The organism is Enterobacter sichuanensis (assembly GCF_002939185.1).
GTDB classification, from domain to species: Bacteria; Pseudomonadota; Gammaproteobacteria; order Enterobacterales; family Enterobacteriaceae; genus Enterobacter; species Enterobacter sichuanensis.
This window is the reverse complement of the sequence record NZ_POVL01000026.1, coordinates 15,025-41,829: the sequence shown is the minus strand read 5'-3', so window position 1 is coordinate 41,829 and position 26,805 is coordinate 15,025. Positions and strand designations below refer to the sequence as shown.

20 protein-coding genes are annotated in these 26,805 nt (G+C 56.2%); 5 read left to right on the top strand and 15 right to left on the bottom strand.

Annotation, left to right across the window (positions count from 1 at the left end; all coding sequences use genetic code 11):
- Positions 1-23: 23 nt before the first annotated feature.
- From cysC to cysG, 4 genes are read right to left on the bottom strand one after another with little or no spacing between them, the layout of a single operon-like run.
- Positions 24-629, bottom strand: coding sequence for an adenylyl-sulfate kinase (cysC, locus tag C5687_RS13085; RefSeq protein WP_104557087.1), 606 nt, complete (start codon positions 627-629; stop codon positions 24-26).
- Positions 629-2,053 (bottom strand): sulfate adenylyltransferase subunit CysN, encoded by a 1,425-nt coding sequence (gene cysN, locus C5687_RS13080; RefSeq protein WP_104557086.1) that lies wholly within the window; start codon positions 2,051-2,053, stop codon positions 629-631. Before cysN ends, cysC begins: the two co-directional genes overlap by 1 nt.
- Before the next feature lie 9 nt (positions 2,054-2,062).
- On the bottom strand, positions 2,063-2,971 hold the full coding sequence (gene cysD / locus C5687_RS13075; RefSeq protein ID WP_006811770.1) for a sulfate adenylyltransferase subunit CysD: 909 nt from the start codon (positions 2,969-2,971) through the stop codon (positions 2,063-2,065).
- Between the two features lie 9 nt (positions 2,972-2,980).
- Positions 2,981-4,339 (bottom strand): siroheme synthase CysG, encoded by a 1,359-nt coding sequence (gene cysG, locus C5687_RS13070; protein WP_095441262.1) that lies wholly within the window; start codon positions 4,337-4,339, stop codon positions 2,981-2,983.
- A gap of 238 nt (positions 4,340-4,577) precedes the next feature.
- Between cysG and C5687_RS13065 the strand changes: the two genes are divergently transcribed.
- Positions 4,578-5,621 (top strand): aminopeptidase, encoded by a 1,044-nt coding sequence (locus C5687_RS13065; protein ID WP_104557085.1) that lies wholly within the window; start codon positions 4,578-4,580, stop codon positions 5,619-5,621.
- 71 nt (positions 5,622-5,692) lie between these two features.
- Here the strand turns inward: C5687_RS13065 and cysH are convergent, their stop codons facing one another.
- The 3 genes from cysH to cysJ all read right to left on the bottom strand — a co-directional run bounded on the left by cysH (position 5,693) and on the right by cysJ (position 10,044).
- Positions 5,693-6,427 (bottom strand): phosphoadenosine phosphosulfate reductase, encoded by a 735-nt coding sequence (gene cysH / locus C5687_RS13060; protein WP_095441260.1) that lies wholly within the window; start codon positions 6,425-6,427, stop codon positions 5,693-5,695.
- A 99-nt stretch (positions 6,428-6,526) separates the two neighbouring features.
- Complete coding sequence (cysI, locus tag C5687_RS13055) at positions 6,527-8,239, bottom strand: assimilatory sulfite reductase (NADPH) hemoprotein subunit (protein ID WP_059384993.1); 1,713 nt, start codon at positions 8,237-8,239, stop codon at positions 6,527-6,529.
- Positions 8,239-10,044: an NADPH-dependent assimilatory sulfite reductase flavoprotein subunit gene (gene cysJ / locus C5687_RS13050; RefSeq protein WP_059384992.1), complete on the bottom strand. Its 1,806-nt coding sequence runs from the start codon at positions 10,042-10,044 to the stop codon at positions 8,239-8,241. The genes cysI and cysJ overlap by 1 nt, the downstream gene beginning before the upstream one ends.
- 305 nt (positions 10,045-10,349) lie before the next feature.
- On the opposite strand from cysJ, the gene queD reads away from it, so the two are divergent.
- A complete protein-coding gene (gene queD, locus C5687_RS13045; RefSeq protein ID WP_003862700.1) occupies positions 10,350-10,712 on the top strand; it encodes a 6-carboxytetrahydropterin synthase QueD in 363 nt (120 codons plus the stop codon).
- 88 nt (positions 10,713-10,800) lie between these two features.
- Here queD and queE read toward each other — a convergent pair whose 3' ends face one another.
- Genes queE through C5687_RS13030 form a run of 3 tightly spaced genes read right to left on the bottom strand, consistent with a single transcriptional unit; the run spans position 10,801 to position 13,793 of the window.
- Positions 10,801-11,472, bottom strand: coding sequence for a 7-carboxy-7-deazaguanine synthase QueE (gene queE / locus C5687_RS13040; RefSeq protein WP_023309006.1), 672 nt, complete (start codon positions 11,470-11,472; stop codon positions 10,801-10,803).
- A 54-nt stretch (positions 11,473-11,526) separates the two neighbouring features.
- Complete coding sequence (locus C5687_RS13035) at positions 11,527-12,234, bottom strand: N-acetylmannosamine-6-phosphate 2-epimerase (RefSeq protein ID WP_104557084.1); 708 nt, start codon at positions 12,232-12,234, stop codon at positions 11,527-11,529.
- On the bottom strand, positions 12,234-13,793 hold the full coding sequence (locus C5687_RS13030) for a maltose/glucose-specific PTS transporter subunit IIC (protein WP_059385021.1): 1,560 nt from the start codon (positions 13,791-13,793) through the stop codon (positions 12,234-12,236). Before C5687_RS13030 ends, C5687_RS13035 begins: the two co-directional genes overlap by 1 nt.
- Before the next feature lie 165 nt (positions 13,794-13,958).
- Between C5687_RS13030 and C5687_RS13025 the strand changes: the two genes are divergently transcribed.
- Together C5687_RS13025 and C5687_RS13020 are read left to right on the top strand one after the other, a co-directional pair.
- Complete coding sequence (locus C5687_RS13025; protein ID WP_025757061.1) at positions 13,959-14,783, top strand: MurR/RpiR family transcriptional regulator; 825 nt, start codon at positions 13,959-13,961, stop codon at positions 14,781-14,783.
- Positions 14,784-15,141: 358 nt separating this feature from the next.
- Positions 15,142-16,251: an SDR family oxidoreductase gene (locus tag C5687_RS13020; protein WP_059384990.1), complete on the top strand. Its 1,110-nt coding sequence runs from the start codon at positions 15,142-15,144 to the stop codon at positions 16,249-16,251.
- Between the two features lie 52 nt (positions 16,252-16,303).
- Here the strand turns inward: C5687_RS13020 and eno are convergent, their stop codons facing one another.
- The 5 genes from eno to rlmD all read right to left on the bottom strand — a co-directional run bounded on the left by eno (position 16,304) and on the right by rlmD (position 23,986).
- Positions 16,304-17,602 (bottom strand): phosphopyruvate hydratase, encoded by a 1,299-nt coding sequence (gene eno / locus C5687_RS13015; RefSeq protein ID WP_025757059.1) that lies wholly within the window; start codon positions 17,600-17,602, stop codon positions 16,304-16,306.
- 82 nt (positions 17,603-17,684) lie between these two features.
- Positions 17,685-19,322, bottom strand: a complete 1,638-nt coding sequence (gene pyrG, locus C5687_RS13010) for a glutamine hydrolyzing CTP synthase (protein WP_025757058.1) — start codon at positions 19,320-19,322, stop codon at positions 17,685-17,687.
- 222 nt (positions 19,323-19,544) lie between these two features.
- The gene (mazG, locus tag C5687_RS13005) at positions 19,545-20,336 is read right to left on the bottom strand and encodes a nucleoside triphosphate pyrophosphohydrolase (RefSeq protein ID WP_047959371.1); all 792 of its coding nucleotides are present in this window, start codon (positions 20,334-20,336) and stop codon (positions 19,545-19,547) included.
- A 68-nt stretch (positions 20,337-20,404) separates the two neighbouring features.
- On the bottom strand, positions 20,405-22,636 hold the full coding sequence (gene relA, locus C5687_RS13000) for a GTP diphosphokinase (protein ID WP_045286483.1): 2,232 nt from the start codon (positions 22,634-22,636) through the stop codon (positions 20,405-20,407).
- A 51-nt stretch (positions 22,637-22,687) separates the two neighbouring features.
- Positions 22,688-23,986, bottom strand: coding sequence for a 23S rRNA (uracil(1939)-C(5))-methyltransferase RlmD (gene rlmD / locus C5687_RS12995; RefSeq protein WP_104557083.1), 1,299 nt, complete (start codon positions 23,984-23,986; stop codon positions 22,688-22,690).
- A 57-nt stretch (positions 23,987-24,043) separates the two neighbouring features.
- Here rlmD and barA point away from each other — a divergent pair, with 57 nt between their 5' ends.
- A complete protein-coding gene (barA, locus tag C5687_RS12990) occupies positions 24,044-26,803 on the top strand; it encodes a two-component sensor histidine kinase BarA (RefSeq protein WP_104557082.1) in 2,760 nt (919 codons plus the stop codon).
- Positions 26,804-26,805 lie beyond the last annotated feature (2 nt).

Genomic DNA, 26,805 nt, shown 5'->3' with positions numbered 1-26,805 from the left:
GACAGCTCCCGAACGATACCGTCTCAGGATCTGATAATATCGTCCCGTCTGAGCAGGTCTAATAATTGGCTTACTAAATTTGTTACCAATTGTTGACCTTCCAGGTGAATTTCAGGCGATTCAGGCGCTTCGTAGACCGCGTCAATGCCGGTGAAGTTGCGCAGTTCACCGGCACGGGCTTTTTTGTACAGCCCTTTCGGATCGCGCGCTTCGCAAACCTCCAGCGGGGTGTCGACAAACACTTCGATAAAGCGATCCTGACCCACACGTTCGCGCACCATCTGGCGCTCGGCGCGGTGCGGTGAGATAAACGCCGTCAGCACTACCAGCCCGGCGTCCGCCATCAGGCTGGCGACCTCCCCGACCCGGCGGATGTTCTCTTTACGATCGTCGTCGCTGAACCCCAAATCGCTGCACAGGCCGTGGCGCACGTTGTCGCCATCCAACAGGTAGGTGCTTACTCCCTGCTGGTGCAACGCCTCTTCCAGCGCCCCGGCGACCGTGGATTTACCGGAGCCAGAGAGCCCGGTAAACCACAGCACAACCCCACGGTGGCCGTGGAGCTGTTCGCGCTGGGCGAGGGTGACCGGATGAGGATGCCAGACGACGTTCTCATCATGGGCGGCCATTACTTACCTCCCAGCAGATCGCGTGCGCCCCAGTGCGGGAAGTGCTTACGCACCAGTGCGTTCAGTTCCAGCTCAAAGGCGCTGAATTCCGAGGCCACGCTCGCCTGCTCGTTTGGCTCGCGCACCATTCCCGCGCCGACGGTGACGTTCGTCAAGCGGTCGATAAAGATCAGCCCGCCCGTCACCGGGTTCTGCTGATACGGATCCAGCACCAGCGGTTCGTCGAAGGTCAGATCGACCAGACCAATGCCGTTCAGCGGCAGCTCGGTGACCTCGCGCTGGGTCAGGTTGTTGATGTCCACCTGGAACTGAATGCCATCCACGCGGGCGCGGGTTTTCTTGCCGGCAATTTTGATGTCATAGCTCTGACCCGCGGTCAGCGGCTGCTCCGCCATCCATACCACGTCCACGGAAGCACCCTGCACGGCCGCCAGCGTTTCCTGGGCATCCACCAGCAGGTCTCCGCGACTGATATCAATCTCGTCTTTCAGTACCAGCGTTACCGCTTCACCGGCGCCCGCTTCCTGCAGGTCACCGTCAAAGGTAACGATACGGGCAATGGTTGATTCCACACCGGATGGCAGCACCTTGACGCGTTGCGCCACCTTCACGACACCCGAAGCGAGGGTACCGGAGAACCCGCGGAAATCGAGGTTCGGACGGTTGACGTACTGCACCGGAAAGCGCATCGGCTGGGTGTCGACCACGCGCTGGATCTCAACGGTCTCCAGCACTTCCAGCAGCGTCGGGCCGCTGTACCACGGCATGTTCGCGCTCTGGGAGGCGACATTGTCCCCTTCCAGCGCCGAGAGCGGCACAAAGCGAATGTCGAGGTTGCCCGGCAGCTGTTCAGCAAAGGTCAGGTAGCTCTGGCGGATCGCGTCGAACGTCTCTTCACTGAAGCTCACCAGATCCATCTTATTGATGGCCACCACCAGGTGTTTGATCCCCAGCAGCGTGGAGATAAAGCTGTGGCGACGGGTCTGATCCAGCACGCCTTTACGGGCGTCGATCAGCAGGATCGCCAGGTCACAGGTCGACGCACCGGTCGCCATATTGCGGGTGTACTGCTCGTGCCCCGGGGTGTCGGCGATAATAAATTTGCGCTTCTCGGTGGAGAAATAACGATAGGCCACGTCGATGGTGATGCCCTGCTCGCGTTCCGCCTGCAGGCCATCCACCAGCAGCGCCAGGTCGAGTTTTTCGCCCTGGGTACCGTGACGCTTACTGTCGTTATGCAGGGAAGAGAGCTGGTCTTCATAAATCTGGCGCGTATCGTGCAGCAGGCGGCCAATAAGGGTACTTTTCCCGTCATCCACGCTGCCGCAGGTCAGAAAACGCAGCAGGCTTTTATGTTGTTGCGCGTGCAGATACGCTTCCACGCCGCCTTCTTTGGCAATTTGTTGAGCAATAGTGGTGTTCATGGCGGCTCCTTAGAAATAACCCTGACGTTTCTTCAGCTCCATCGAGCCTGCCTGGTCGCGGTCGATCACGCGCCCCTGTCGCTCGCTGGTGGTCGACACCAGCATCTCTTCGATGATCTCCGGCAGCGTCTGCGCGCTGGATTCCACCGCGCCGGTCAGCGGCCAGCAGCCCAGGGTACGGAAACGCACCATCTGTTTTTTGATCACTTCCCCCGGCTGCAGGTCGATACGATCGTCGTCGATCATCATCAGCATGCCGTCGCGCTCCAGCACCGGGCGTTCAGCCGCCAGATACAGCGGAACGATCTCGATATTTTCCAGATAGATGTACTGCCAGATATCCAGCTCGGTCCAGTTGGAGAGCGGGAAGACGCGAATGCTTTCGCCTTTGTTGATCTGACCGTTGTAGTTGTGCCACAGCTCCGGACGCTGGTTTTTGGGATCCCAGCGGTGGAAGCGGTCGCGGAAGGAGTAGATGCGCTCTTTGGCGCGGGATTTCTCTTCGTCACGGCGCGCGCCGCCGAAGGCCGCATCAAAACCGTATTTATTCAGCGCCTGCTTCAGCCCCTCGGTTTTCATGATATCGGTGTGTTTGGCGCTGCCGTGCACGAACGGGTTAATGCCCATCGCCACCCCTTCCGGGTTTTTATGCACCAGCAGCTCACAGCCGTAGGCTTTCGCGGTACGGTCGCGGAACTCATACATCTCGCGGAATTTCCAGCCAGTATCCACGTGCAGGAGCGGGAACGGCAGCGTACCCGGATAAAACGCTTTACGCGCCAGATGCAGCATGACGCTGGAATCTTTACCGATGGAGTACATCATCACCGGGTTAGAAAACTCGGCAGCCACTTCGCGGATAATATGGATACTTTCCGCTTCAAGCTGTCGCAGGTGAGTAAGACGTTTTTGGTCCATAACCGTTCCTTAAGCCAAATTTATGACAGAAGCGCCGAAGCCTTCTGTGTCGGTTGTGTGCTGAAACCAGGCGAGCGTGCTGTGCAGTTGCACCACTTCCCCAACCACAATCAGGGCGGGCATCGGGGCGTCTTTCGCCAGGGTTGCAAGTTCCTGAAGTGTGCCGACAGCAACGTGCTGATCGACGCGCGTACCGCGGGAAATCACGGCGACTGGCGTCGTTGCCTCACGGCCGTGCTGAATAAGCTGTTCGCTGATGTCCGCCGCCTTCATGGTGCCCATGTAGATAGCCAGCGTCTGTCGGCTCTGGGCGAGGTGCGACCAGTCAAACGGCGTGCTGTCCGCCTTGTAATGGCCGGTCACAAAGGTCACGCTCTGGGCGTAATCGCGATGCGTGAGCGGAATACCGGCGTAGGCCGTTACCGCAGAGGCCGCCGTGATGCCTGGCACCACCTGGAACGGCACGCCCGCTTCGGCTGCCGCCTGCAGCTCTTCGCCGCCGCGACCAAAAATAAACGGATCGCCGCCTTTCAGGCGCACCACGGTCTTGCCCGCTCTGGCGGCCGCAATCAGCATCTGGTTGGTGTCATGCTGGGGGACAGAGTGCTCGCCTGCCCGTTTGCCGACGCAGATTTGCTCCGCATCACGACGGATCAGTTCGCGCACGCCGTCGGTAACCAGGTGGTCATAGAACACCACGTCCGCATCCTGCAGTACCTGCAGGCCACGCAGCGTCAGGAGTCCGGCATCACCTGGCCCGGCCCCCACCAGAATGATTTCCCCGCCCGTGCTGCCGGGGTTATCCAGTTCGTCTTCAAGAATTTTTTGTGCCGCCGTCTCATTACCGGCATGCATCAGGCTGGCAAAGCGGCCGCGAAACACGCGCTCCCAGAAGCGACGGCGTTCCGTCACGCTGGTCAGGCGGGTTTTCAGATGGTTGCGCCAGTAGCTGGCTTTCTCCGCCATTCGTCCAAGGCTGGTTGGCAGCAGCGCTTCGATTTTTTCACGCAGCACGCGCGCCAGCACCGGTGCGGTGCCGCCGGAAGAGATAGCCACCAGCAGCGGCGATCGGTCGACGATTGAGGGGAAGATAAACGAGCATAAAGGCTGGTCGTCGACCACGTTCACCAGGCGGTAACGCGCCTGCGCGGCCTCGGAGATCCGCCGGTTGAGTTCGCGATTTTCCGTTGCCGCAATCACCAGCACCACGCTGTCGATCTGTGATTCGTCAAAATCTGCCTCTGCAACGGTCTGCACCTGCGCGCCCGCACGCTGCAGAAACGCGATTTTGCGATCGGCAATGTCACCGGTACCAACAACCAGCACCGGTTTCTCTTTAATCGCGGCAAATAAGGGCAGATAGTCCACAAGCAACAACTCACTCACAACAAGGAATAGAGGGACTATAGGGGGCGGCTTAGACCGAATGAAATTACGAATTGGAATGAGTAGTTACTCAATGGAATAACGCAATGAAAAAGCAAATATCAAAAAGTGCTTAACACGCGAAATTTCGGGCATTTAAGAGCAATTCAAATTGTGTATGGGCGATCACAGTTTCATACTAGGCGGGTTAAAATTTTGCTCTGTTTTTTAAGGACTCCCTATGTTTTCCGCAACGCGCCACCGTATCGCTGCCCTGGCGCTCGGCGTTTGCTTTATCCTTCCGGCTCAGGCAAAAAATCAACCGTATGGTGAAATCGCCAATATGCAGGCGCGGCATATTGCTACCGTCTTTCCCGGACGCATGACCGGCTCTCCGGCGGAAATGCTCTCCGCCGACTATATTCGTCAGCAGTTTGCCGATATGGGTTACCAGAGCGATATCCGTTCGTTTCACAGTCGCTACGTTTATACCTCCAGAAATAAAACCAAAAACTGGCATAACGTGACCGGCAGTACGGTTATCGCGGCACATGAAGGTCGCGCGGCTGAGCAGATCATTATTATGGCGCACCTTGATACCTACGCCCCGCAGAGTGACGCAGATTCGGATAACAACCTCGGTGGGCTGACGCTGCAGGGCATGGACGATAACGCCGCAGGCCTGGGCGTGATGCTTGAGCTGGCCGAGCGGATGAAAGACATCCCGACAAAATATGGTATTCGCTTTGTGGCGACCAGCGGCGAAGAGGAAGGCAAGCTTGGCGCTGAGAATCTCCTTAAGCGCATGAGTGCAGAAGAGAAGAAAAATACGCTGCTGGTGATTAACCTCGATAATTTAATCGTCGGCGATAAGCTCTATTTCAATAGCGGACAGAGTACGCTAGGTACCGTGCGGAAACTGACCCGTGACCGGGCGCTGGCGATTGCCCGCAGCCATGGCGTTTATGCCACGACCAATCCTGGCGGGAACGCCAGCTATCCGCGAGGAACGGGCTGCTGTAACGACGGCGAAGTGTTCGATAAGGCCGGCATTCCGGTACTGTATGTGGAAGCGACAAACTGGTCGCTGGGCAAGAAAGATGGCTATCAGCAGCGGACTAAATCGAAAGCCTTCCCGGACGGGAGAAGCTGGCATAACGTGATGCTGGATAATCAACAGCACATTGATAGCGCCCTGCCGCAGCGCATAGAGCACCGCAGCCGGGATGTGGTGAAAGTGATGCTGCCGCTGGTGAAGGAGCTGGCGAAAGCGGGGAAAGCCTGAGGTTTTTGAACGCCGTGCGGCCTGATGCCCTCACCCCAACCCTCTCCCACAGGGAGAGGGAGTCAATGAAATTACCCTTCGTGCAGCCCGCACTCGCGCTTCAGCCCAAAGAATCGCGTCTCTTCTTCCGCCATTCCCGGTTCCCATTTGCGCGTGGTGTGGGTATCTCCCACTGACAGGTAGCCCTGATCCCACAGCGGATGGTACTTCAGCCCGTGTTTTTGCAGGTACTGGTACACCGTCCGGTTATCCCAGTCGATGATCGGCAGCACTTTAAACACCCCGCGCTGAACCGCCAGCACCGGCAGCGTGGCGCGGCTGCCGGACTGCTCACGGCGCAGCCCCGCAAACCACGTCTGCGCGTTCAGCTCTTTCAGCGCCCGGTTCATCGGCTCAACCTTGTTGATCTCATTGTATTTCTCAATGCCCTCAACACCCTGCTCCCACAGCTTGCCGTAGCGCGCCTCCTGCCAGGCCGCGCTTTCAGCCGCGCGGTAGACTTTCAGGTTCAGCCTGAGCTTGTCCGTCAGCTCGTCAATAAACTGGTAGGTTTCCGGGAACAGGTAGCCGGTATCGGTGAGGATCACCGGTATGCCCGGGCGGATCTGATTCACCAGATGCAAACTGACCGCCGCCTGAATACCAAAGCTCGACGACAGCACATAGTCTCCCGGCAGGTTTTCCAGCGCCCACGCCACACGCCCTTCGGCGTCGAGCTTCTCCAGCTGAGCGTTGGTTTCGGCGAGTGCCAGAATGCGTTCGACTTTCGGCAATGCGTTAAGCGCGTTTAGATCGAGTACGGACATAAGAACCTCGTTTGCCTGTTTTGCCGGGCGGCACTGCGTTTGCCCGGCCTACAAAACCCGTAGGCCCGGTAAGCAAAGCGCCACCGGGCAAAGGATGGGTTACTCCCAGAAATCCCTGGCGGGATCGAGCACCGGGCGAATGATGCCCGCACGCACCGTAAAGTCGCCGAAGCCTTCACCCGCTTCGCGCTCTTTCGCCCAGCGCCCGACAAGCTCGTCGATGGAATCAAGAATTTCCGGCTCGGTGATGTTCTCGCGGAACATACGCGGAATACGCGTGCCGATACGGTTACCGCCCAGGTGCAGGTTGTAGCGCCCCGGCGCTTTCCCCACCAGGCCCAGCTCGGCGAGCATCGCGCGACCGCAGCCGTTCGGGCAGCCGGTGACGCGCATAACAATATGCTCGTCCGGAATGCCGTGTTTTTCCAGAATCGCTTCCACTTTGTCAGTGAAGGACGGCAGGAAACGCTCCGCTTCGGCCATCGCCAGCGGGCAGGTCGGGAATGACACGCAGGCCATCGAGTTTTCACGCTGCGGCTTCACCGCATCCATCAAGGCGTGTTCGCGCGCCAGCTTCTCGATCTTCGCTTTCTGGCTTTCCGGCACGCCGGCAATGATCAGGTTCTGGTTAGCCGTAATGCGGAACTCACCTTTATGGATCTTCGCGATTTCCAGCAGACCGGTTTTCAGCGGACGCCCTGGATAGTCCAGGATACGGCCGTTTTCGATAAACAGCGTCAGATGCCATTTATTGTCGATGCCTTTAACCCAGCCAATACGATCGCCGCGGCTGGTGAATTCGTAAGGGCGAATCGGCTCAAATTTGATGCCCGCACGACGCTCCACTTCCGCTTTGAACGTCTCCACGCCCACACGCTCCAGGGTGTATTTGGTTTTCGCGTTTTTACGGTCGGTACGGTTACCCCAGTCGCGCTGAGTCGTAACCACCGCTTCTGCAACAGCCAGCGTATGCTCGAGCGGCAGGAAGCCGAACTCGCTCGCAGTGCGGGCGTAGGTTTTCTTGTTACCGTGTTCGATGGACAGACCGCCACCCACCAGCAGGTTAAAGCCCACCAGCTTGCCGTTTTCGGCAATCGCCACGAAGTTCATGTCGTTGGCGTGCAGATCAATATCGTTCTGCGGCGGGATCACTACCGTGGTTTTGAACTTACGCGGCAGGTAGGTCTGACCGAGGATCGGCTCTTCGTCCGTGGTCGCGACTTTTTCCTGATCGAGCCAGATCTCTGCATACGCGCGGGTACGCGGCAGCAGATGCTCAGAGATCTTCTTCGCCCACTCGTACGCTTCAGCATGCAGCTCGGACTCATACGGGTTAGAGGTGCAGAGCACGTTACGGTTCATGTCGTTAGCGGTCGCCAGCGCGTCCAGCCCGACGGAGTGCAGCATCTGGTGCACCGGCTTCACGTTCTTCTTCAGAATGCCGTGGAACTGGAAGGTCTGACGGTTGGTCAGACGGATGCTGCCGTAGATCGTGTTTTCACCGGCAAACTTGTCGATGGCCTGCCACTGTTTGGTGGTGATTACCCCACCCGGCAGACGGCAGCGCAGCAGCATCGCATGACGCGGCTCCAGCTTCTGTTCCGCGCGCTCGGCACGAATATCACGGTCATCCTGCTGGTACATGCCGTGGAAACGGATCAGCAGGAAGTTGTCGCCTTTGAAACCGCCGGTGAGACCGTCATTCAGATCTTCAGCAATGGTGCCGCGCAGGTAGTTGCTTTCCAGCTTCATGCGTTCGGCGTCTGTCAGTTTACCTTCGACCACCAGTGGCCCTGGATGTTTTTCGCTCATTAGTAGACATCTCGCTGATAACGGCGCTCAACGCGCAGCTCACTTAAAAATTCATCCGCCGCTTCGGCATCCATACCGCCGAATTCGGCAATCACTTCCAGCAATGTCTGCTCAACGTCTTTCGCCATGCGATTGGCATCGCCGCAGACATAAATGTGGGCACCATCATTGATCCAGCGCCACAGCTCTGCGCCCTGTTCGCGCAGTTTATCTTGTACGTATACTTTTTCTTTCTGATCGCGAGACCAGGCCAGATCGATGCGGGTCAGTACGCCTTCTTTGACATAGCGCTGCCACTCCACCTGGTAGAGGAAATCTTCCGTAAAGTGCGGGTTCCCGAAGAACAGCCAGTTTTTACCCGGCGCACCGTCTGCCGCACGCTGCTGCATAAAGGCGCGGAACGGTGCGATACCGGTGCCCGGGCCAATCATGATGACCGGCGTTTCCGGGTTCGCCGGCAGGCGGAAGTTGTCGTTGTGCTCGATAAAGACGCGCACTTCGCCCTCTTCTTCTACGCGGTCAGCCAGGAAGCCCGATGCTCCACCCGTACGGGCGCGGCCTTCGATGTCATAGCGCACTACGCCCACGGTGATATGCACTTCGCTCTCCACCTCGGCCTGAGACGAGGCAATGGAGTACAGGCGTGGGGTCAGCGGACGCAGCAGGCCGACCAGCGCACCGGCATCCAGCTGCGCCGGAGAGAAACGCACCATATCGACAATCGGCGTCGTCGCCGCGTAATGCTGCAGCTTCGCTTTGTCACCCACCAGCGGCAGCAGGGATTCGCTGCGGGTTAAGGTGGCGTAATTTTCGACGATGTTCGGCGTGTTGACCGTCAGCTCGAAATGCCACTGCAATGCTTCAGAGAGAGGCAGCGTTTTGCCTTCCACAGTGACCGGCTCGTCGCCTTTCAGCCACAGCAGCTCAACCAGCTCTTTCACCAGCGCCGGATCGTTCTGATACCAGACCCCCAGCGCATCGCCAGGCTGGTAGCGCAGGCCAGAGTCACCGAGATCGATTTCGATATGGCGCACGTCTTTTTCAGAATCGCGGCCGGTAATTTTCTGGTTCACCGACAGGCTCGCGGTCAGCGGCGCCTCTTTGGTGTAGGGACTGGTGTGGATGTCGTTGACCGCCCCCGTCGCGGCGAACGCCGCCTGCGCCGACGTCGCTTTTGGCACGCGGGCTTTCAGCACCTCAACGATACGGGCACGCCATTCCGCTGCGGCGGTCTGGTATTCGACATCTGCGTCAACGCGGTCCAGCAGGCGCTCCGCGCCGAGCTCCGCCAGCTTACTGTCGAAATCTTTCCCGGACTGGCAGAAGAATTCATAGGAGGTATCGCCCAGGCCAAATACGGCAAACGCCGTGCCATCCAGTTTTGGAGCTTTTTTCGAGAACAGGAACTTATGCAGCGCCACCGCTTCTTCAGCGGGTTCACCTTCACCCTGGGTAGAGGCGACAACCACCAGCAGTTTTTCCGACGCGATTTGCTTAAATTTATAATCCCCGGCGTTGACCAGGTTCACGTTCAGTTTGGCGGCCAGCAGGTCGTCACGCAGTGCTTCAGCCACGCGGCGGGCATTGCCTGTTTGCGAAGCGGAAATCAGGGTAATGGCCGGAATTTCAACGGCCGTTGCCGGTGCCCCCGCCACAGCGCCAGGCTGCTGATTGAGCATTCCCCAGAAATAACCGGAGACCCAGGCAAGCTGAGTGGGAGAAAAGTCAGAGGTGGCAGCCTGAAGACGCGCCAGTTGCTCCGGGTTCAGGGGAAGCAAATTTGAAGGTGGGGCCTGTGTTGTCATGCGTCGTTATGTTCCAGTAGCAAAGCGGAATTTATGCAAAAAGACCAAACTAGAGATAAGGTTAACGGCGAGGATAATAACAATTAAAGAAGGGATGGAAATAATAAATAACCAAATGGACTAACCTGTTTTAGTTATCATTCTTAGCGATAAAACCGATTAAGTAACTTTTTGAAATTGTTAAATAAAAACCATATAAAACCGCTGTTAATGCAAGCTCAGGCTTCAGAGCCGTTTTAGTTAATGCGAAAAATTGTGCTTTCCGGTACTATGCGGCGGTTTTTTCCGCATTACTGAGAGCGATCATGTCCACCACACTGTTTAAAGATTTCACCTTCGAAGCTGCCCACCACCTTCCGCATGTTCCTGCAGGACACAAATGCGGCCGACTGCACGGGCATTCGTTTATGGTGCGTCTTGAGATCACCGGTGAAGTTGATCCGCATACCGGTTGGATCATGGATTTTGCCGAGCTGAAGGCTGCATTCAAACCGACTTACGATCGTCTGGATCACTACTACCTGAACGATATCCCGGGTCTTGAAAACCCGACCAGCGAAGTGCTGGCGAAATGGATTTGGGATCAGATGAAACCGCTGGTTCCGCTGCTGAGCGCGGTGATGATCAAAGAGACCTGTACGGCAGGCTGCGTGTATCGCGGCGAGTGATGCTTGCCGGGTGGCGGCTTCGCCTTACCCGACCTACAAACGCCTCGAACCGCAGGCCCGGTAAGCGCTAGCGCCACCGGGCTTTTTTTCATGCGATATTCAGATATTTGTGCGTCTGCATCGACAGGCGCCAGTTGCGCGCAATGCAGGTTTCAATGCACAGGCGCGTCGCGTCCTCTTTCTGGCTGATAGGCTGCAGGGCGATCACCCGCTGCTTTTCGTCCGTCAGCGTCGCCAGCAGTTCATCCAGCGCTTCGATATCACGCACGCGTCCCACCGGATGCTTAATCTCATCCGCGCGCTCCAGCGCCTGAGACAGCACATCGTATCCGCCGCGCATATTCACTTTCGGCGATACCGTCACCCAGGTGGTATGCGAGCAACGCACTTCATGGGTGCCGCTGGTTTCAATCTGACAGCTGTAGCCGTTCTTTTCGAGCAGCTCGGTCAGCGGGGTCAGATCGTGAATGCAGGGTTCGCCGCCGGTGATCACCACATGGCGCGCCGTCCAGCCCTGACGACCAATGATGGCCAGCAGATCTTCTGAACTGCCCGCGCCCCACTTATCGCTCTCTTTGGTTTTCGCCAGAATGCTAAACAGCGACACTTCCCGATCTGCGAGCTTATCCCACGTATGTTTGGTATCACACCAGGCACAGCCAACCGGGCATCCCTGTAAACGGATAAAGATAGCGGGAACGCCGGTAAAGTAACCCTCGCCTTGCAGGGTCTGGAACATCTCGTTAATCGGGTACTGCATAGTCATCTCAGTAAAGGGGATAAACGATAAGTATCGCAGATCCCCGCCGGATGGTCATGCTCCATCGGTGCTTTGCGCGTCAATCGCCGCCATAAACCGTTCGGTAATTTGCTGTGGACGGGTGATCGCGCCGCCGACAACAACCGTATGCGCGCCCAGCGCCAGACACCTGGCCGCACGCTCGGGCGTATCCACGTTGCCTTCAGCCACCACGGGAATCGTGACGGCCGCCAGCACCGCCTTGAGGAACGCACAGTCATTTTCCGGCAGAGCATGGCCCGCGGTGTCCGCCGTATAGCCATAAAGCGTGGTGCCGACGCAATCAAAACCTAACGCCTGCGCCGTTACGGCTTCCGCTGTTGAGGAAATATCCGCCATCAGCAATACCGTGGGGTAGCGTGCGCGGATACGCGTGACCAGGGCTTCCAGCGATTCACCGCCGGGGCGTGCCCGCGCCGTCGCATCAAGCGCGATGATCTCCGGAGAGACGGTCATAAGCTCATCCACCTCTGTCATCGTCGCGGTGATAAACACCTCGCTGTTGGCATAATCCCGCTTAATGATGCCGATAACCGGCAACGACACCTGCTGTTTAATGGCCACGATATCCACTACGCTGTTGGCGCGTATGGCGGCGGCTCCGCCCTGCGCCGCTGCCAGCGCCATTCGCGACATAATAAACGGGCTATGCAGGGGTTCGTTTTCCAGCGCCTGACAGGAGACGACCAGTTTTCCCTTCAGGGTATCCAGTACAGTTTTCATTACGATAAGATCTCTTCCACTTCGTTTTTGATAATCGTGACGTGCGGGCCATAGATGACCTGAACACCGTTTCCGCGCACGATAACGCCGCGCGCGCCGGTGGCTTTCAGCGCCGTGTCATTCACTTTGCTGCCGTCTTTTACCGTGACGCGAAGACGCGTGGCACAGCAGTCCACCTCTTCCAGATTGTCTTTTCCGCCTAATCCGGCAATCACCGCCGCGGCGCGATCGCTTTGCGGGAGAGTCACCTCGTCAGACATCGTCTCCTTTTCACGGCCCGGCGTGGCAAAATCAAAGCGGTTAATCAGGTAGCGGAACGTGAAGTAGTAGAGGAAGAACCACGGCACGCCGACCAGCGGAACGAACATCCAGTGGGTTTTGGCCTCCCCCTGCAAAATGCCGAACAGCACGAAGTCGATAAAACCGCCGGAGAAGGTTTGCCCGATGGTGATATGCAGCATGTGCGCCAGCATGAATGCCAGCCCGTCAAACAGCGCATGGATGACGTACAGCACCGGTGCGATAAACAGGAAGGAGAACTCGATGGGCTCGGTGATCCCGGTCAGGAACGAGGTCAACGCCGCTGAAAGTAACAGCCCGGCAACGCGTTTTTTATTCTCGGGTTTTGCCGTGTGGTACATCGCCAGACATGCTCCGAGCAGGCCAAACATCATCGTAATAAAGCGCCCGGACATGAAGCGTGACGTACCTTCATAGAACTGACGCGTCGCAGGGTCGGCCAGCTGGGCGAAGAAAATTCGCTGTGTGCCTTCAACAAGGTGACCGTTGACCATCTCACTGCCGCCGAGCGCGGTGGTCCAGAACGGCAGATAGAAGATGTGGTGCAGCCCAAACGGGCCCAGCATGCGTAGAATAAAGCCGTACAGCAGCGTCCCCAGATAACCGGTGGCATCCACCAGCCCGCCCAGACCAAAAATCAGTTTCTGAAAATGCGGCCAGACCACGGTCATTGCAGCCCCGACGAGGATCGCCGCCAGGGAGCTGATAATGGGAACAAAACGTGAGCCACCAAAGAACCCGAGAAACTGCGGAAGCGCAATTTTATTAAACCGATGATGAAGCGCGCAGGTTACCAGGCCAATCACCACGCCGCCAAACACGCCGGTTTCCAGCGTCTGAATGCCCAGCGTCATGCCCTGTCCCACGGCTCCCGGGTTCTCGTGCGCCAGCTTGCCGGTGAGGATCAGCAGCGCGTTGATGGTGGCATTCATCACCAGAAATGCGAGTAACGCCGCCAGCCCAGCCGTACCCTTATCACTTTTGGCCAGCCCGACGGCCACCCCAACGGCAAACAGCACCGGGAGGTTCGCAAAGACGATTGAACCTGCGCTGCTCATGATGGTGAAAATCGCCTGTAGCCAGCCCATATCTAAAAACGGATAAGCCGTCAGCGTATTAGGATTCGATAGCGCGCCGCCTATTCCCAGCAGCAGACCCGCCGCAGGCAACACGGCGATGGGCAACATGAAGGATTTGCCAAAGCGCTGCGCTTTTTCAAACCATCCGCCCGAAGAAGCCCCACTGAACATTTGCATCATTTTTTCATCCCCCTTTTTATAGATGAAAATTTTTACCATATTAATATTTAATAGTGAAAATTATCATCATAAACCAGGAGCCCGATCATACTTTTTCGAAATGACTGGCATCTTTCCCCCGCTTTCCGCCACACTAGGCGCAGAGAAACGCATTAAGGACGTGGCATGTCGGATCATGAAAACCTGCTGCTGAAGCTCCGCCAGGAGGCTTCCGGGTACAGCCCAACACAACAGAAACTCGGTGAGTTTGTCCTCAGCGATCCAGCCCGGGTGCTCTACCTGACGATCACCGAGCTGGCCCGCGAAAGCCATACCAGCGAGGCCAGCGTCACGCGTCTTTGCCGCACGCTGGGCTGCAAGGGCTATAACGAATTTAAGATGGCGCTTGCGCTGGATATTCAGCAGGGCCAGCCCGCGCGTCAGGCCGGGGACGAAATTGATAACGTCGTGGAGGAATCGGTGCAGGCTTTGCAGGATACCGCCCGACTCCTCGACCGCGCGCTGCTGGAAAAGGCCGCGCTGGCGCTGCATCAGGCACAGTCCGTGCAGATTTACGGCGTTGCGGCCAGCGCCATACTCGGGGAGTATCTGCACTATAAGCTGCTGCGGCTGGGCAAACCGGCGCAGCTGTTTAGCGATATGCACCGCGCGGCCATGAATGCGACCACGCTTTCAAAAGAGACCCTGGTGGTGGCCATCTCAAGCTCCGGTTCAACGCGGGATTTGCTTCACGTGGTGAAACTGGCCCGCAAGCGCGGCGTTACGGTGCTGGCGCTCAGCAATACGCCACGTAGCCCGCTGGCATCACTGAGCGATATGCAGCTGGTAGCCGCCAAACCGGAGGGACCACTGAGCGCAGGCGCGCTCAATGCTAAGGTTGGGGTTATGCTGCTGGTTGAGCTGCTGACCACATCCATGATTGCGCTGGACGGTCATTACGGGGACGTTAGCCAGCAAACCGCCAGCGCCACGCTTCCTCTGTTACTCTGAAAACCCTTCGCAGGCTAAATAAAATAGCCTGCGGTTAATATCATCTGATTTGCGTTAAGCTCTATTTAAATGATTTATCCGGTAAATGTTTGGTGTAACAAAGTATTTTATTAATTACATTTTGAATTATGCTTAACACGCTAACAAAACCATTCAAAATACTTTAAAATCAAACAATTAAAATATAATAATTAATAAATTGAATTTTTGCCCCACCTGCAATGTCCAATATCTCCACCTGATTTCCTTTCCTTAAAATAAGCTTAAGAGGCCGTCGGTTTCGGCGTTTTATTATTTAAATGCCGTTTACTTTTGCACGCCTACAATCCGCCTCATCAATCATAATGAGACGGTATTAATGAAGATGTTAATGATTACAGGCGTGACGGGGTTTCTGGGTGGTGCAGTACTGGAGAAAGTTCTGGCCAGCGATCAAGCTGTAAAACTCCTTTTGCTCGCGCGAGCCGGCGATGCGCAGAGCGGGCTGGAGCGGGTGCTGGAGAACATGCGCAAGTTTAACGTTCCTGAGGACAAACTGGCCTCCCTGAGTGTGGAGAATATCCTTATTGGCGATCTCAGCCAGCCGGAAGCCTTCCTGAACGATCCGCGTCTGGATCAGGTCACACATGTCGTTAACTGTGCGGCCGTTGCCTCATTCGGAAATAACCCGCTGATCTGGAAGGTCAACGTAGAAGGTACTCTGGCGCTGGCGCGCCGCATGGAGCAGGTTTCAACGCTACAGCGTTTCCTCCACGTCGGCACGGCTATGTCATGCACGCCAGAACAGGATTCCCTGGTCGCCGAAAGCGCTGAATTCAGAGAGAATGCTGAACACCTGGTGGAATACACCTGGTCGAAGTCAACCATCGAACAGCTGATGCGCCAGGCGTGTCCAGACCTGCCGCTGCTGATTGCCCGTCCGTCCATCGTTGTCGGCCATACCCGCCACGGCTGCACGCCATCGAGCAGCATTTTCTGGGTCTTTAGCATGGGTCTGATGCTGCAGAAGTTTATGTGCTCAATGGAAGACCGGATCGACGTTGTTCCGGTGGACTACTGTGCGGATGCGCTGTTGATGCTGCTTCACAGCAATGCTCGTCCGGGGGAAGTGGTGCATATTTCGGCGGGTGAAGAGAACAGCGTTCGCTTTGCCGATATTGATAATGCGATGGCGCAGGCGCTGGAGAAAGCCCCCGTGGGTGATAAATATGCGCAGGTCAGCTACGAAACGCTGGTCAGAATGCGCCGCGAGCTGAAGGACATTTTTGGCCCGTGCAATGAACGTCTGATGCTTAAAGCCATGCGGTTATACGGTGCGTTCGCCACGCTTAACGTGCGCTTTAGCAACGACAAGCTGCTGAGCATGGGGATGCCGAAGCCACCCCGGTTTACGGATTATATCGCCCGCTGCGTGCAAACCACCCGGGGGCTGAGCATACCGGAACAAATGGCGGTCGACTTCAAATAGACAAAAAAATGCCAGTCATTCGACTGGCATTTTCATATTAAGGCTTAAGCAATTATGCCTGGCCTTTGATCTCTTTACGGCCGTTGTATGGTGCTTTTTCGCCCAGCGCTTCTTCGATACGAATCAGCTGGTTGTATTTAGCAACACGGTCAGAACGGCTCATAGAACCGGTTTTGATCTGGCCTGCAGCGGTACCCACAGCCAGGTCGGCAATGGTAGCGTCTTCAGTTTCGCCAGAACGGTGAGAGATAACAGCGGTGTAGCCAGCGTCTTTCGCCATTTTGATCGCAGCCAGAGTTTCGGTCAGAGAACCGATCTGGTTGAATTTGATCAGGATGGAGTTAACGATGCCTTTCTCGATGCCTTCTTTCAGGATCTTGGTATTGGTTACGAACAGGTCGTCACCAACCAGCTGGATTTTGTCGCCCAGTACTTTGGTCTGGTATGCGAAACCAGTCCAGTCAGACTCGTCCAGACCGTCTTCGATAGACACGATTGGGTACTGTTTGGTCAGGTCTTCCAGGAAGTGAGTGAACTCTTCGGAGGTGAACGCTTTGTTACCTTCGCCAGCCAGAACGTATTTACCGTCTTTGTAGAATTCAGATGCTGCACAGTCCATCGCCAGGGTGATGTCTTTGCCCAGCTCGTAGCCAGCCGCTTTTACCGCTTCAGCGATAACAGCCAGGGCTTCGGCGTTAGAACCCAGGTTTGGCGCATAGCCACCTTCGTCACCCACAGCGGTGTTCATGCCTTTCGCTTTCAGCACTTTCGCCAGGTTGTGGAATACTTCAGAACCCATACGAACCGCTTCTTTCAGGGATTTCGCGCCAACTGGCTGAATCATGAATTCCTGAATATCAACGTTGTTGTCTGCGTGCTCACCACCGTTGATGATGTTCATCATTGGTACAGGCATGGAGTATTTGCCTGGGGTGCCGTTCAGTTCAGCGATGTGCTCGAACAGTGGCATACCTTTCGCTGCTGCAGCCGCTTTGGCGTTCGCCAGGGAAACCGCCAGAATGGCGTTTGCACCGAAGTTAGATTTGTTTTCAGTACCGTCCAGATCGATCATGATCTTGTCGATGCCAGCCTGGTCTTTGGCATCTTTGCCAATGATTGCCTGAGCAATCGGACCGTTTACAGCGCCAACCGCTTTCAGTACGCCTTTACCCAGGAAGCGAGATTTGTCGCCATCGCGCAGTTCCAGCGCTTCGCGGGAACCGGTAGAAGCACCTGATGGAGCAGCGGCCATACCAACGAAACCACCTTCCAGGTGAACTTCGGCTTCAACGGTCGGGTTACCACGGGAGTCGATGATTTCACGACCGATGACTTTAACGATTTTGGACATTAGATTTTCCTCAGTACAAGTTAAACTAAAACTCCAGACAAACAACGCGTACCAAAGGTACGCGTTGCCGTTCTAACTTTTTTTACTTCGCCTGACGCTTCTGGTAGTCGCTGGCGGCTTTCACGAAGCCTGCAAACAGCGGATGCCCGTCGCGTGGCGTTGAAGTAAATTCCGGGTGGAACTGGCAGGCAACAAACCACGGATGATTTGGCACTTCGATGATCTCGACTAACTGATCATCCCCGGAGCGGCCCGCAACACGCAGACCCGCAGCTTCAATTTGTTTCAACAACATATTGTTGACTTCATAGCGGTGACGATGGCGCTCGGTGATGACCGGCTCGCCATACAGCTTGCGAACCACGCTATCGTCAGTCAGCTGGCACGCCTGTGCGCCAAGACGCATGGTGCCACCCAGATCGCTCTTCTCGGTACGGACTTCGACGTTACCTTCTTCGTCACGCCATTCAGTGATAAGCGCCACCACAGGGTACTTACAGTCTGGCACAAATTCCGTAGAGTTCGCGTTTTCCATTCCCGCTACGTTGCGCGCAAATTCGATCAGCGCAACCTGCATACCCAGACAGATGCCGAGGTATGGAATATTGTTTTCACGCGCATAGCGCGCGGTGGCGATCTTGCCTTCTACACCACGGTAGCCGAAGCCGCCAGGGATAAGGATAGCATCCAGATCTTTCAGGATTTCAACGCCACGCGTTTCAACATCCTGTGAATCAATCAGCTTGATGTTCACGGAGACACGGTTCTTCAGACCACCGTGTTTCAGCGCTTCAATCACTGACTTATAGGCATCCGGCAGTTCGATGTACTTGCCAACCATACCGATAGTCACTTCGCCTGCCGGATTGGCTTCTTCGTAAATAACCTGTTCCCATTCAGACAGGTTAGCTTCCGGACAGTTCAAGCTGAATCGTTTACAAATATAATCGTCCAGGCCCTGCGATTTCAACAGGCCCGGGATTTTATAAATGGAATCGACATCTTTCATTGAAATAACGGCTTTTTCTGGCACGTTACAGAACAATGCAATTTTCGCACGTTCGTTCGCCGGAACCGCACGGTCAGAACGGCAAACCAGGATGTCTGGCTGAATACCAATGGAGAGCAGCTCTTTGACAGAGTGCTGAGTCGGCTTGGTTTTCACTTCACCTGCAGCGGCCATGTAAGGCACCAGGGTCAGGTGCATGAACAGCGCGTGTTCACGGCCAATGTCTACCGCCAGCTGACGAATCGCTTCCAGGAACGGCAGGGATTCGATGTCACCCACGGTCCCGCCGATTTCAACCAGCACCACGTCGTGGCCTTCGCCACCCGCCACAATGCGTTCTTTGATAGCGTTAGTGATGTGCGGAATAACCTGAACGGTGGCACCCAGGTAGTCACCACGGCGCTCTTTACGCAGAACGTCGGAGTAAATACGGCCCGTCGTGAAGTTGTTACGACGGGTCATTTTGGTGCGGATGAAACGCTCGTAGTGGCCAAGATCCAGATCGGTTTCAGCGCCGTCTTCAGTAACGAACACTTCCCCGTGTTGGATTGGGCTCATGGTGCCCGGATCGACGTTGATGTACGGATCCAGTTTCATCATGGTCACATTGAGGCCACGGGCTTCAAGAATGGCTGCGAGGGAGGCTGCGGCAATGCCTTTACCCAGAGAGGATACGACCCCGCCGGTCACAAAAATATAGTTCGTTGTCATGCTGAACCTGAGAAGTTAGGGTGAAACGATGGAATAACCAGGACGGGAAAGTAGTATACCCGAACACGGCGAGCGCCACAAACTTTCATTCTCCGTCTCCATTCCAGGCAATGACAAACATAAGGAGTGAGAAAATAGCCACTTTTGGGTAAATGTTTTTGACGCAAATCAAGCGCTTGTCATTTAAAAAATCACACAAATTGCGCTTGATCGCAAAATCCGTTAGAGATCAGATTCCTGGCGTTTTACTTCCTGCCAGACTTCTTCCATGGCTTCGAGGTCAATTCCGCTCATTTCCAGGCCCCGCGAGGCCACAATCCGCTCGACTTCGCGAAAGCGTCGTTCGAATTTTATGTTCGCTTTTTGCAGGGCGGTTTCCGCTTTTACACCCAGGTGGCGCGAAAGGTTGACGGTCGCAAACAGCAGGTCGCCCATCTCCTCTTCGAGCTTTGCTTCATCCACCACCGCCTGCTGCGCTTCGTGCATCACTTCATCAATCTCTTCGTGCACTTTGTCCAGCACCGGGCCAAGCGAGGTCCAGTCAAAACCGACGGCGGAGCAGCGTTTTTGAATTTTATGCGCGCGCATCAGCGCGGGCAGGCTCATCGGGATGTCATCCAGCGCAGAGTGCTGGGATTTTTCTGCCCGTTCGGCGCTTTTGATTTGCTCCCAGCGGGCCAGGACTTCGCTGCTGTTCCCTGCCGTGGCGTCACCGAAAATATGGGGATGACGGCGCTCCAGCTTGTCGCTGATGGCGGCGCAGATATCGTCAAAGTTAAAGCGCCCTTCTTCCTGCGCCATTTGCGCATAGAACACCACCTGGAACAGCAGATCGCCCAGCTCGCCGCGCAGGTCGTCAAAATCTTCACGGGAAATGGCGTCCAGTACCTCGTAGGTCTCTTCAAGGGTGTACGGAGCGATGGTGGCGAAAGTCTGCTCTTTGTCCCACGGGCAGCCGTTTTCCGGGTCGCGCAGGCGTTTCATGATGCCGAGCAGGCGGTCGATTTGCGTCATAATCTGTTCCATTAAAAAACAAGCCGGGTGGCGGCAAAGCCTTACCCGGCCTACATAAGAAAGTGCAGTTAACCGCCGTGCAGACGACGCGCGTCAATCACATCCGGCACCTGGTTCAGTTTACCGAGCACGCGGCCCAACACCTGCAGGTTGTAGATTTCGATGGTCATATCAATGGTGGCAAGCTGCTCGCGTGTATCGCTGCGGCTGGCGACACCCAGCACGTTGACCTTCTCGTTGGCAAGAATGGTGGTAATGTCGCGCAACAGACCGCTGCGGTCGTTCGCGGTGACGCGAACCACCAGCGAGTAACCGGCGGAATAGCTCTCGCCCCAGACCGCTTCCACAATGCGCTCCGGTGCGTGAGACTGCAGTTCGGCAAGCTGATCGCAGTCGGAACGGTGAATCGAGATCCCGCGCCCCTGAGTGATAAAGCCGACGATGTCGTCACCCGGAATAGGCTGGCAGCAGCGGGCAATGTGGTGCATCAGATTGCCCACGCCCTCGACCACCACGCGACCGTTGTCTTTGCTGCGCTGCTGCGGCGCATAGGTTTTCTGCTGCAGCTGCTTCAGCGCCGCCGCGTCCTGCTCTTCCGCGCTTGGCTTATTAAACTGCGCCTGCAGGAAGTTCACCATCTGATTCAGACGGATATCACCGCCGCCAATGGCCGCTAACAGCTCATCAAGCTCGTTGAAGTTGTAGCGCGGCAGCAGGAATTTCTCCGCCTCTTTCAGGCTTATCCCGATGTGCTCCAGCTCGTCGTCAAGGATCTGGCGACCGGCAAGGATATTCTTGTCACGATCCTGTTTACGGAACCAGGCGTGAATCTTCGAGCGCCCGCGGCTGGTGGTGACATACCCCAGGTTTGGGTTAAGCCAGTCCCGGCTCGGGTTGGGCTGCTTCTGGGTAATGATTTCAATCTGATCACCCATCTGCAGCTGATAGGTGAACGGTACGATGCGTCCGCCAATTTTGGCCCCGATGCAGCGGTGCCCCACATCGCTGTGGATGTGGTAGGCAAAATCGAGCGGCGTAGAGCCGGCCGGCAGGTCGACAACGTCCCCTTTCGGGGTAAAGACATACACCCGGTCGTCAAAGACCTGGCTGCGCACTTCGTCGAGCATCTCGCCGGAGTCGGCCATCTCTTCCTGCCACGCAATCAGCTTACGCAACCAGGCAATGCGGTCTTCGTGACCAGAACGCGCCCCGCCGGAGGTGCCTTCTTTGTACTTCCAGTGCGCGGCGACGCCCAGCTCAGCGTCTTCGTGCATCTGTTTGGTGCGGATCTGAATCTCGACCGTTTTCCCACCCGGACCAAGCACAACAGTATGGATAGACTGGTAGCCGTTCGGTTTGGGGTTGGCGACGTAGTCATCGAACTCGTCCGGCAGATGGCGGAAGTGAGTGTGCACTATCCCCAGCGCGGCGTAGCAGTCCTGCAGACGCTCCGCCACGATACGTACGGCGCGCACGTCAAACAGCTCGTCAAAGGCGAGGTGTTTCTTCTGCATTTTGCGCCAGATGCTGTAGATGTGCTTAGGACGGCCGTAGACTTCGGCGCGCACGTTCTCTTCTTTCATCGCCTGGCGTAAACCGCCGACAAAATCCTCAATATAGTGCTCGCGGTCGATACGGCGCTCGTGCAGGAGTTTGGCAATGCGTTTGTATTCCGCTGGGTGCAGGTAACGGAAGCAGTAGTCTTCCAGCTCCCATTTGAGCTGACCAATCCCTAAGCGGTTCGCCAGCGGTGCATAGATGTTGGTACACTCTTTGGCCGCCAGCACGCGCTCGTCTTCAGGCGCATCCTTGACCTCGCGCAGGTGGGCAATACGCTCGGCGAGCTTGATGACCACGCAGCGGAAATCATCCACCATGGCCAGCAGCATCCGGCGGACGTTATCGACCTGTTCTGAGGAGACGGAGTCAGTATGTGCGGCTTTAAGCTGGCGGATGGCCGCCATATCGCGCACGCCGTGGATCAGCGCGACAACGGATTTTCCTACGCTGTCGCGCAGCACCTCTTCGGTGACCACGTCCGCATCGGCAAGGGGGAAGAGCAGCGCGGCCTGCAGCGTTTCGATGTCCATGTTCAACATGGACAAAATTTCAACCATCTCCACGCCGCGCCACAGCAGAAGATCGGCGTCAGGATGCCCCTGCGTGGTGCGCAGACAATAGGCCCAAGTTTCGGTTAAGCGTTCACACGACTGCTGGCTGGAAATTCCCAGACTTGCGATCCATTTTTGTGGGTCAAATTCCCCAGCTTTATTGAGATGTGCACTTCTTACCGCAACCATTGTCCTCTCCTTTAGGGACCTGGGCCTGTCGAAGTCGACAAGCCAAACTCATTATATATGCTCGAACAACACCATGGATTCCAGATGCCCAGTGTGCGGGAACATGTCCATCATTGCCAGACGCTGAATCTGGTAACCCGCGCTGACTAATGCCTCGCTATCTCGGGCAAGCGTTGCCGGGTTACAGGAAACATAGACCACACGCTTTGGCGCGAGTTTAATAATATGCTGCATTACGCCCGGCGCACCTGCACGCGCCGGGTCGAGAAGAATTTTATCAAAGCCCTGCTTAGCCCACGGCTGTTGAGTGACATCTTCCTCAAGATTTTGATGAAAGAATGTCACATTTTGCAAGCCGTTCTGTTGTGCGTTCTCCCGCCCTTTCGCCACCAGCGCGTCGACGCCTTCGACGCCCACGACGCTGGCCGCGTTGCGGGCCAGCGGCAGGGTGAAGTTGCCCATTCCGCAGAACAGGTCAAGCACCCGATCGCTTTTCTGAACATCCAGCCACGCCAGCGCTTTCTCGACCATCTGCTGGTTAACGCCATCATTCACCTGAATGAAATCCCGCGGACTGAACGTTAAGCGTAGCCCGTTTGACGCATACCAGGGTGCATCACCGGTAACCTGCTCAAGTATCTCGCTTTGTGGTGCAAGGAAAAGCGCCAGGTCGTGGGAATGCGAAAAGCGTTCCAGTTTTTCGCGGTCATTTTTCGACAACGGCGCCGTATGGCGCAGCACCATCAGCGGGCCATTGTTTGCCATAACCAGTTCAACATGCCCGAGGTGACGAACGCCGTCCAGCCCGGAGAGGCAGGTGCGCACTTCTGGCAGCAATGCCTCAAGTTGGGGCACCAAAATGGGGCACTGCTTCACATCAACGATGTCGCTGGAACCGGCCTTGCGAAACCCCATCTCCAGATGCGCCGTTTTCGGCTGATAGCTCAGACTCAGGCGTGCACGGCGGCGGTAGCCCCATGGCTCACCGGCAATGACCTCGTTCACTTCATGTTTAAGCAGACGCGCCAGGGCGTTGCTTTTACTTTTTTGCTGTAATTCTGTGCTCGCATGCTGTTGCTGGCAGCCGCCACAGACGCCAAAATGCGCACAGCGAGGCTTCACACGCTCGGGGCTGTCGTTGAGACGACGCTTAACCTGCCCCCGTGCGAACTGACGTTTGTCTTCCGTCAGCGTAATTTCTGCTCGTTCTGTTGGCAGTAAACCTGTTATAAACAGAGCCTTACCATTGTGACGCGCCACACCCTGGCCAAACGGATCCAGGTCCGTGGCTTCAACAGTGATGATTTGACGCGTCGTCACGCGTCGCTTTGCAGAGTAGAATTGCGCCATCGCCGAGATTTTTCTCACATAAACATAATTATCTTAATTGTCCCATAACGGAACGCCATGACCAACTACAGCCTGCGCGCGCGCATGATGATTTTGATCCTCGCCCCCACCGTTCTCATCGGTTTGCTGCTGAGTATCTTTTTCGTGGTGCACCGCTATAACGATTTGCAGCGACAACTGGAAGATGCAGGCGCCAGCATCATCGAACCGCTTGCCGTCTCCAGCGAGTACGGCATGAACCTGCAAAATCGCGAATCCATTGGTCAGTTAATCAGCGTACTCCACCGCCGGCACTCAGACATCGTACGCGCCATTTCCGTTTACGACGAACACAACCGGCTGTTTGTCACCTCGAATTTTCATCTTGATCCGGCGGCCCTGAAGATCCCGGACGGTACGCCCTTCCCGCGCCATCTCACCGTTTTGCGGCGCGGCGATATCATGATCCTGCGTACGCCCATCGTGTCGGAAAGCTATTCCCCGGATGAGTCCGCGCAATCCGATGCCAAATCCAGCGATAACATGCTGGGATATGTGGCGCTGGAGCTGGATCTCAAGTCGGTCCGGCTACAGCAGTACAAAGAAATTTTTATCTCTGGCGTGATGATGCTGTTCTGCATCGGCATTGCGCTGATCTTCGGCTGGCGCCTGATGCGCGATGTGACGGGACCTATCCGTAACATGGTCAACACGGTTGACCGCATCCGCCGGGGACAGCTCGACAGCCGGGTGGAAGGCTTTATGCTGGGCGAGCTGGATATGCTGAAAAACGGCATCAACTCAATGGCGATGTCACTGGCGGCGTATCACGAAGAGATGCAGCATAACGTGGATCAGGCCACGTCCGACCTGCGCGAAACGCTGGAGCAGATGGAGATCCAGAACGTTGAGCTGGATCTGGCGAAAAAGCGAGCTCAGGAAGCGGCACGTATTAAATCAGAATTCCTTGCCAATATGTCGCACGAACTGCGAACGCCGCTCAATGGCGTGATTGGCTTTACCCGCCTGACCCTGAAAAGCGAGCTGAATCCGACTCAGCGCGATCACCTGCACACCATTGAACGCTCGGCCAACAACCTGCTGGCAATCATCAACGACGTGCTGGACTTCTCCAAGCTGGAAGCGGGCAAGCTTATCCTGGAGAGTATTCCGTTCCCGCTGCGCAGTACGCTTGATGAAGTGGCGACGCTGCTCGCGCACTCATCCCACGATAAAGGCCTTGAGCTGACGCTGAACATTAAAAATGACGTGCCGGATAACGTCATTGGCGATCCGCTGCGCCTGCAGCAGGTCATTACCAACCTCGTCGGGAATGCCATTAAGTTCACTGAAAGCGGCAACATCGACATCCTGGTCGAAAAGCGCTCTATTAGCAGCAACAAGGTGCAGATTGAAGTTCAGATCCGCGATACGGGTATCGGTATTCCGGAGCGGGATCAGTCGCGTCTGTTCCAGGCGTTCCGACAGGCGGATGCCAGTATCTCCCGCCGTCATGGCGGTACTGGCCTGGGTCTGGTGATCACGCAACGACTGGTGAACGAGATGGGGGGCGATATCTCTTTCCACAGCCAGCCGAACCGCGGCTCAACCTTCTGGTTCCATATCAATCTGGATCTCAACCCGAATGTGCTGACCGATGGCCCGGTGACGGACTGCCTGAAAGGGAAGCGTCTGGCCTACGTTGAGCCGAACGCGGCGGCAGCGCAGTGTGCGCTCGATATTTTAAGCACCACGCCGCTGGAGGTGATCTACAGCCCGACCTTCTCCGCCCTTGCCGTTGAGCACTACGACATTCTGCTGATGGGCATCCCGGTCACTTTCACCGGCGAACTGACCATGCAGCAGGAGCGGCTGGCGAAAGCCGCGTCGATGACTGACTATCTGCTGCTGGCGCTGCCTTGCCATGCCCAGCTCAATGCCGAAGAGTTGAAAAATGACGGCGCTGCCGCGTGTCTGCTGAAGCCGCTCACCTCGACCCGCCTGCTGCCTGCGCTTACGGAGTATTGCCGTCTTAGCCAGCATGCCCTTCCGCTGATTGACGAAGAGCAAAAACTGCCGATGAGCGTGATGGCGGTAGATGATAATCCGGCCAACCTGAAGCTCATTGGCGCACTGCTTGAAGACCAGGTACAGCATGTTGAGCTGTGTACCAGCGGCGCGCAGGCGGTTGAACAGGCTAAGCAGATGCAGTTTGATTTAATCCTGATGGATATTCAGATGCCGGGCATGGATGGCATTCGTGCCTGCGAGCTGATCCACCAGCTGCCGCACCAGCAGCAAACCCCGGTGATTGCGGTCACCGCCCATGCGATGGCTGGCCAGAAAGAGAAGCTGCTGAGCGCCGGGATGAACGATTACCTGGCGAAGCCAATCGATGAAGAGAAACTTCACAACCTGCTGTTACGCTATCAGCCGGGTCATATTGGCGGAACGTACACGGTGTCCAGTGAGCCGGTTGAGCTCAGCGTCAATCAGAACGCGACGTTTGACTGGCAGCTTGCGCTGCGCCAGGCGGCAGGGAAACCCGATTTAGCCCGCGACATGCTGCAAATGCTGGTCGCGTTTCTGCCGGAAATTCGCAACAAGGTTGAAGAGCAACTGGTGGGTGAAAATCCGGAAGAGCTGCTGGAAGCGATCCACAAGCTGCACGGCAGCTGCGGCTACAGCGGCGTGCCGCGGCTGAAAAACCTCTGCCAGTTGCTGGAGCAGCAGCTGCGTGCAGGAACCCCGGAATCAGAGCTTGAACCGGAGTTCCTGGAGTTACTGGATGAAATGGATAATGTGACGCGGGAAGCGATGAAGGTGTTAGGGAACTGAGG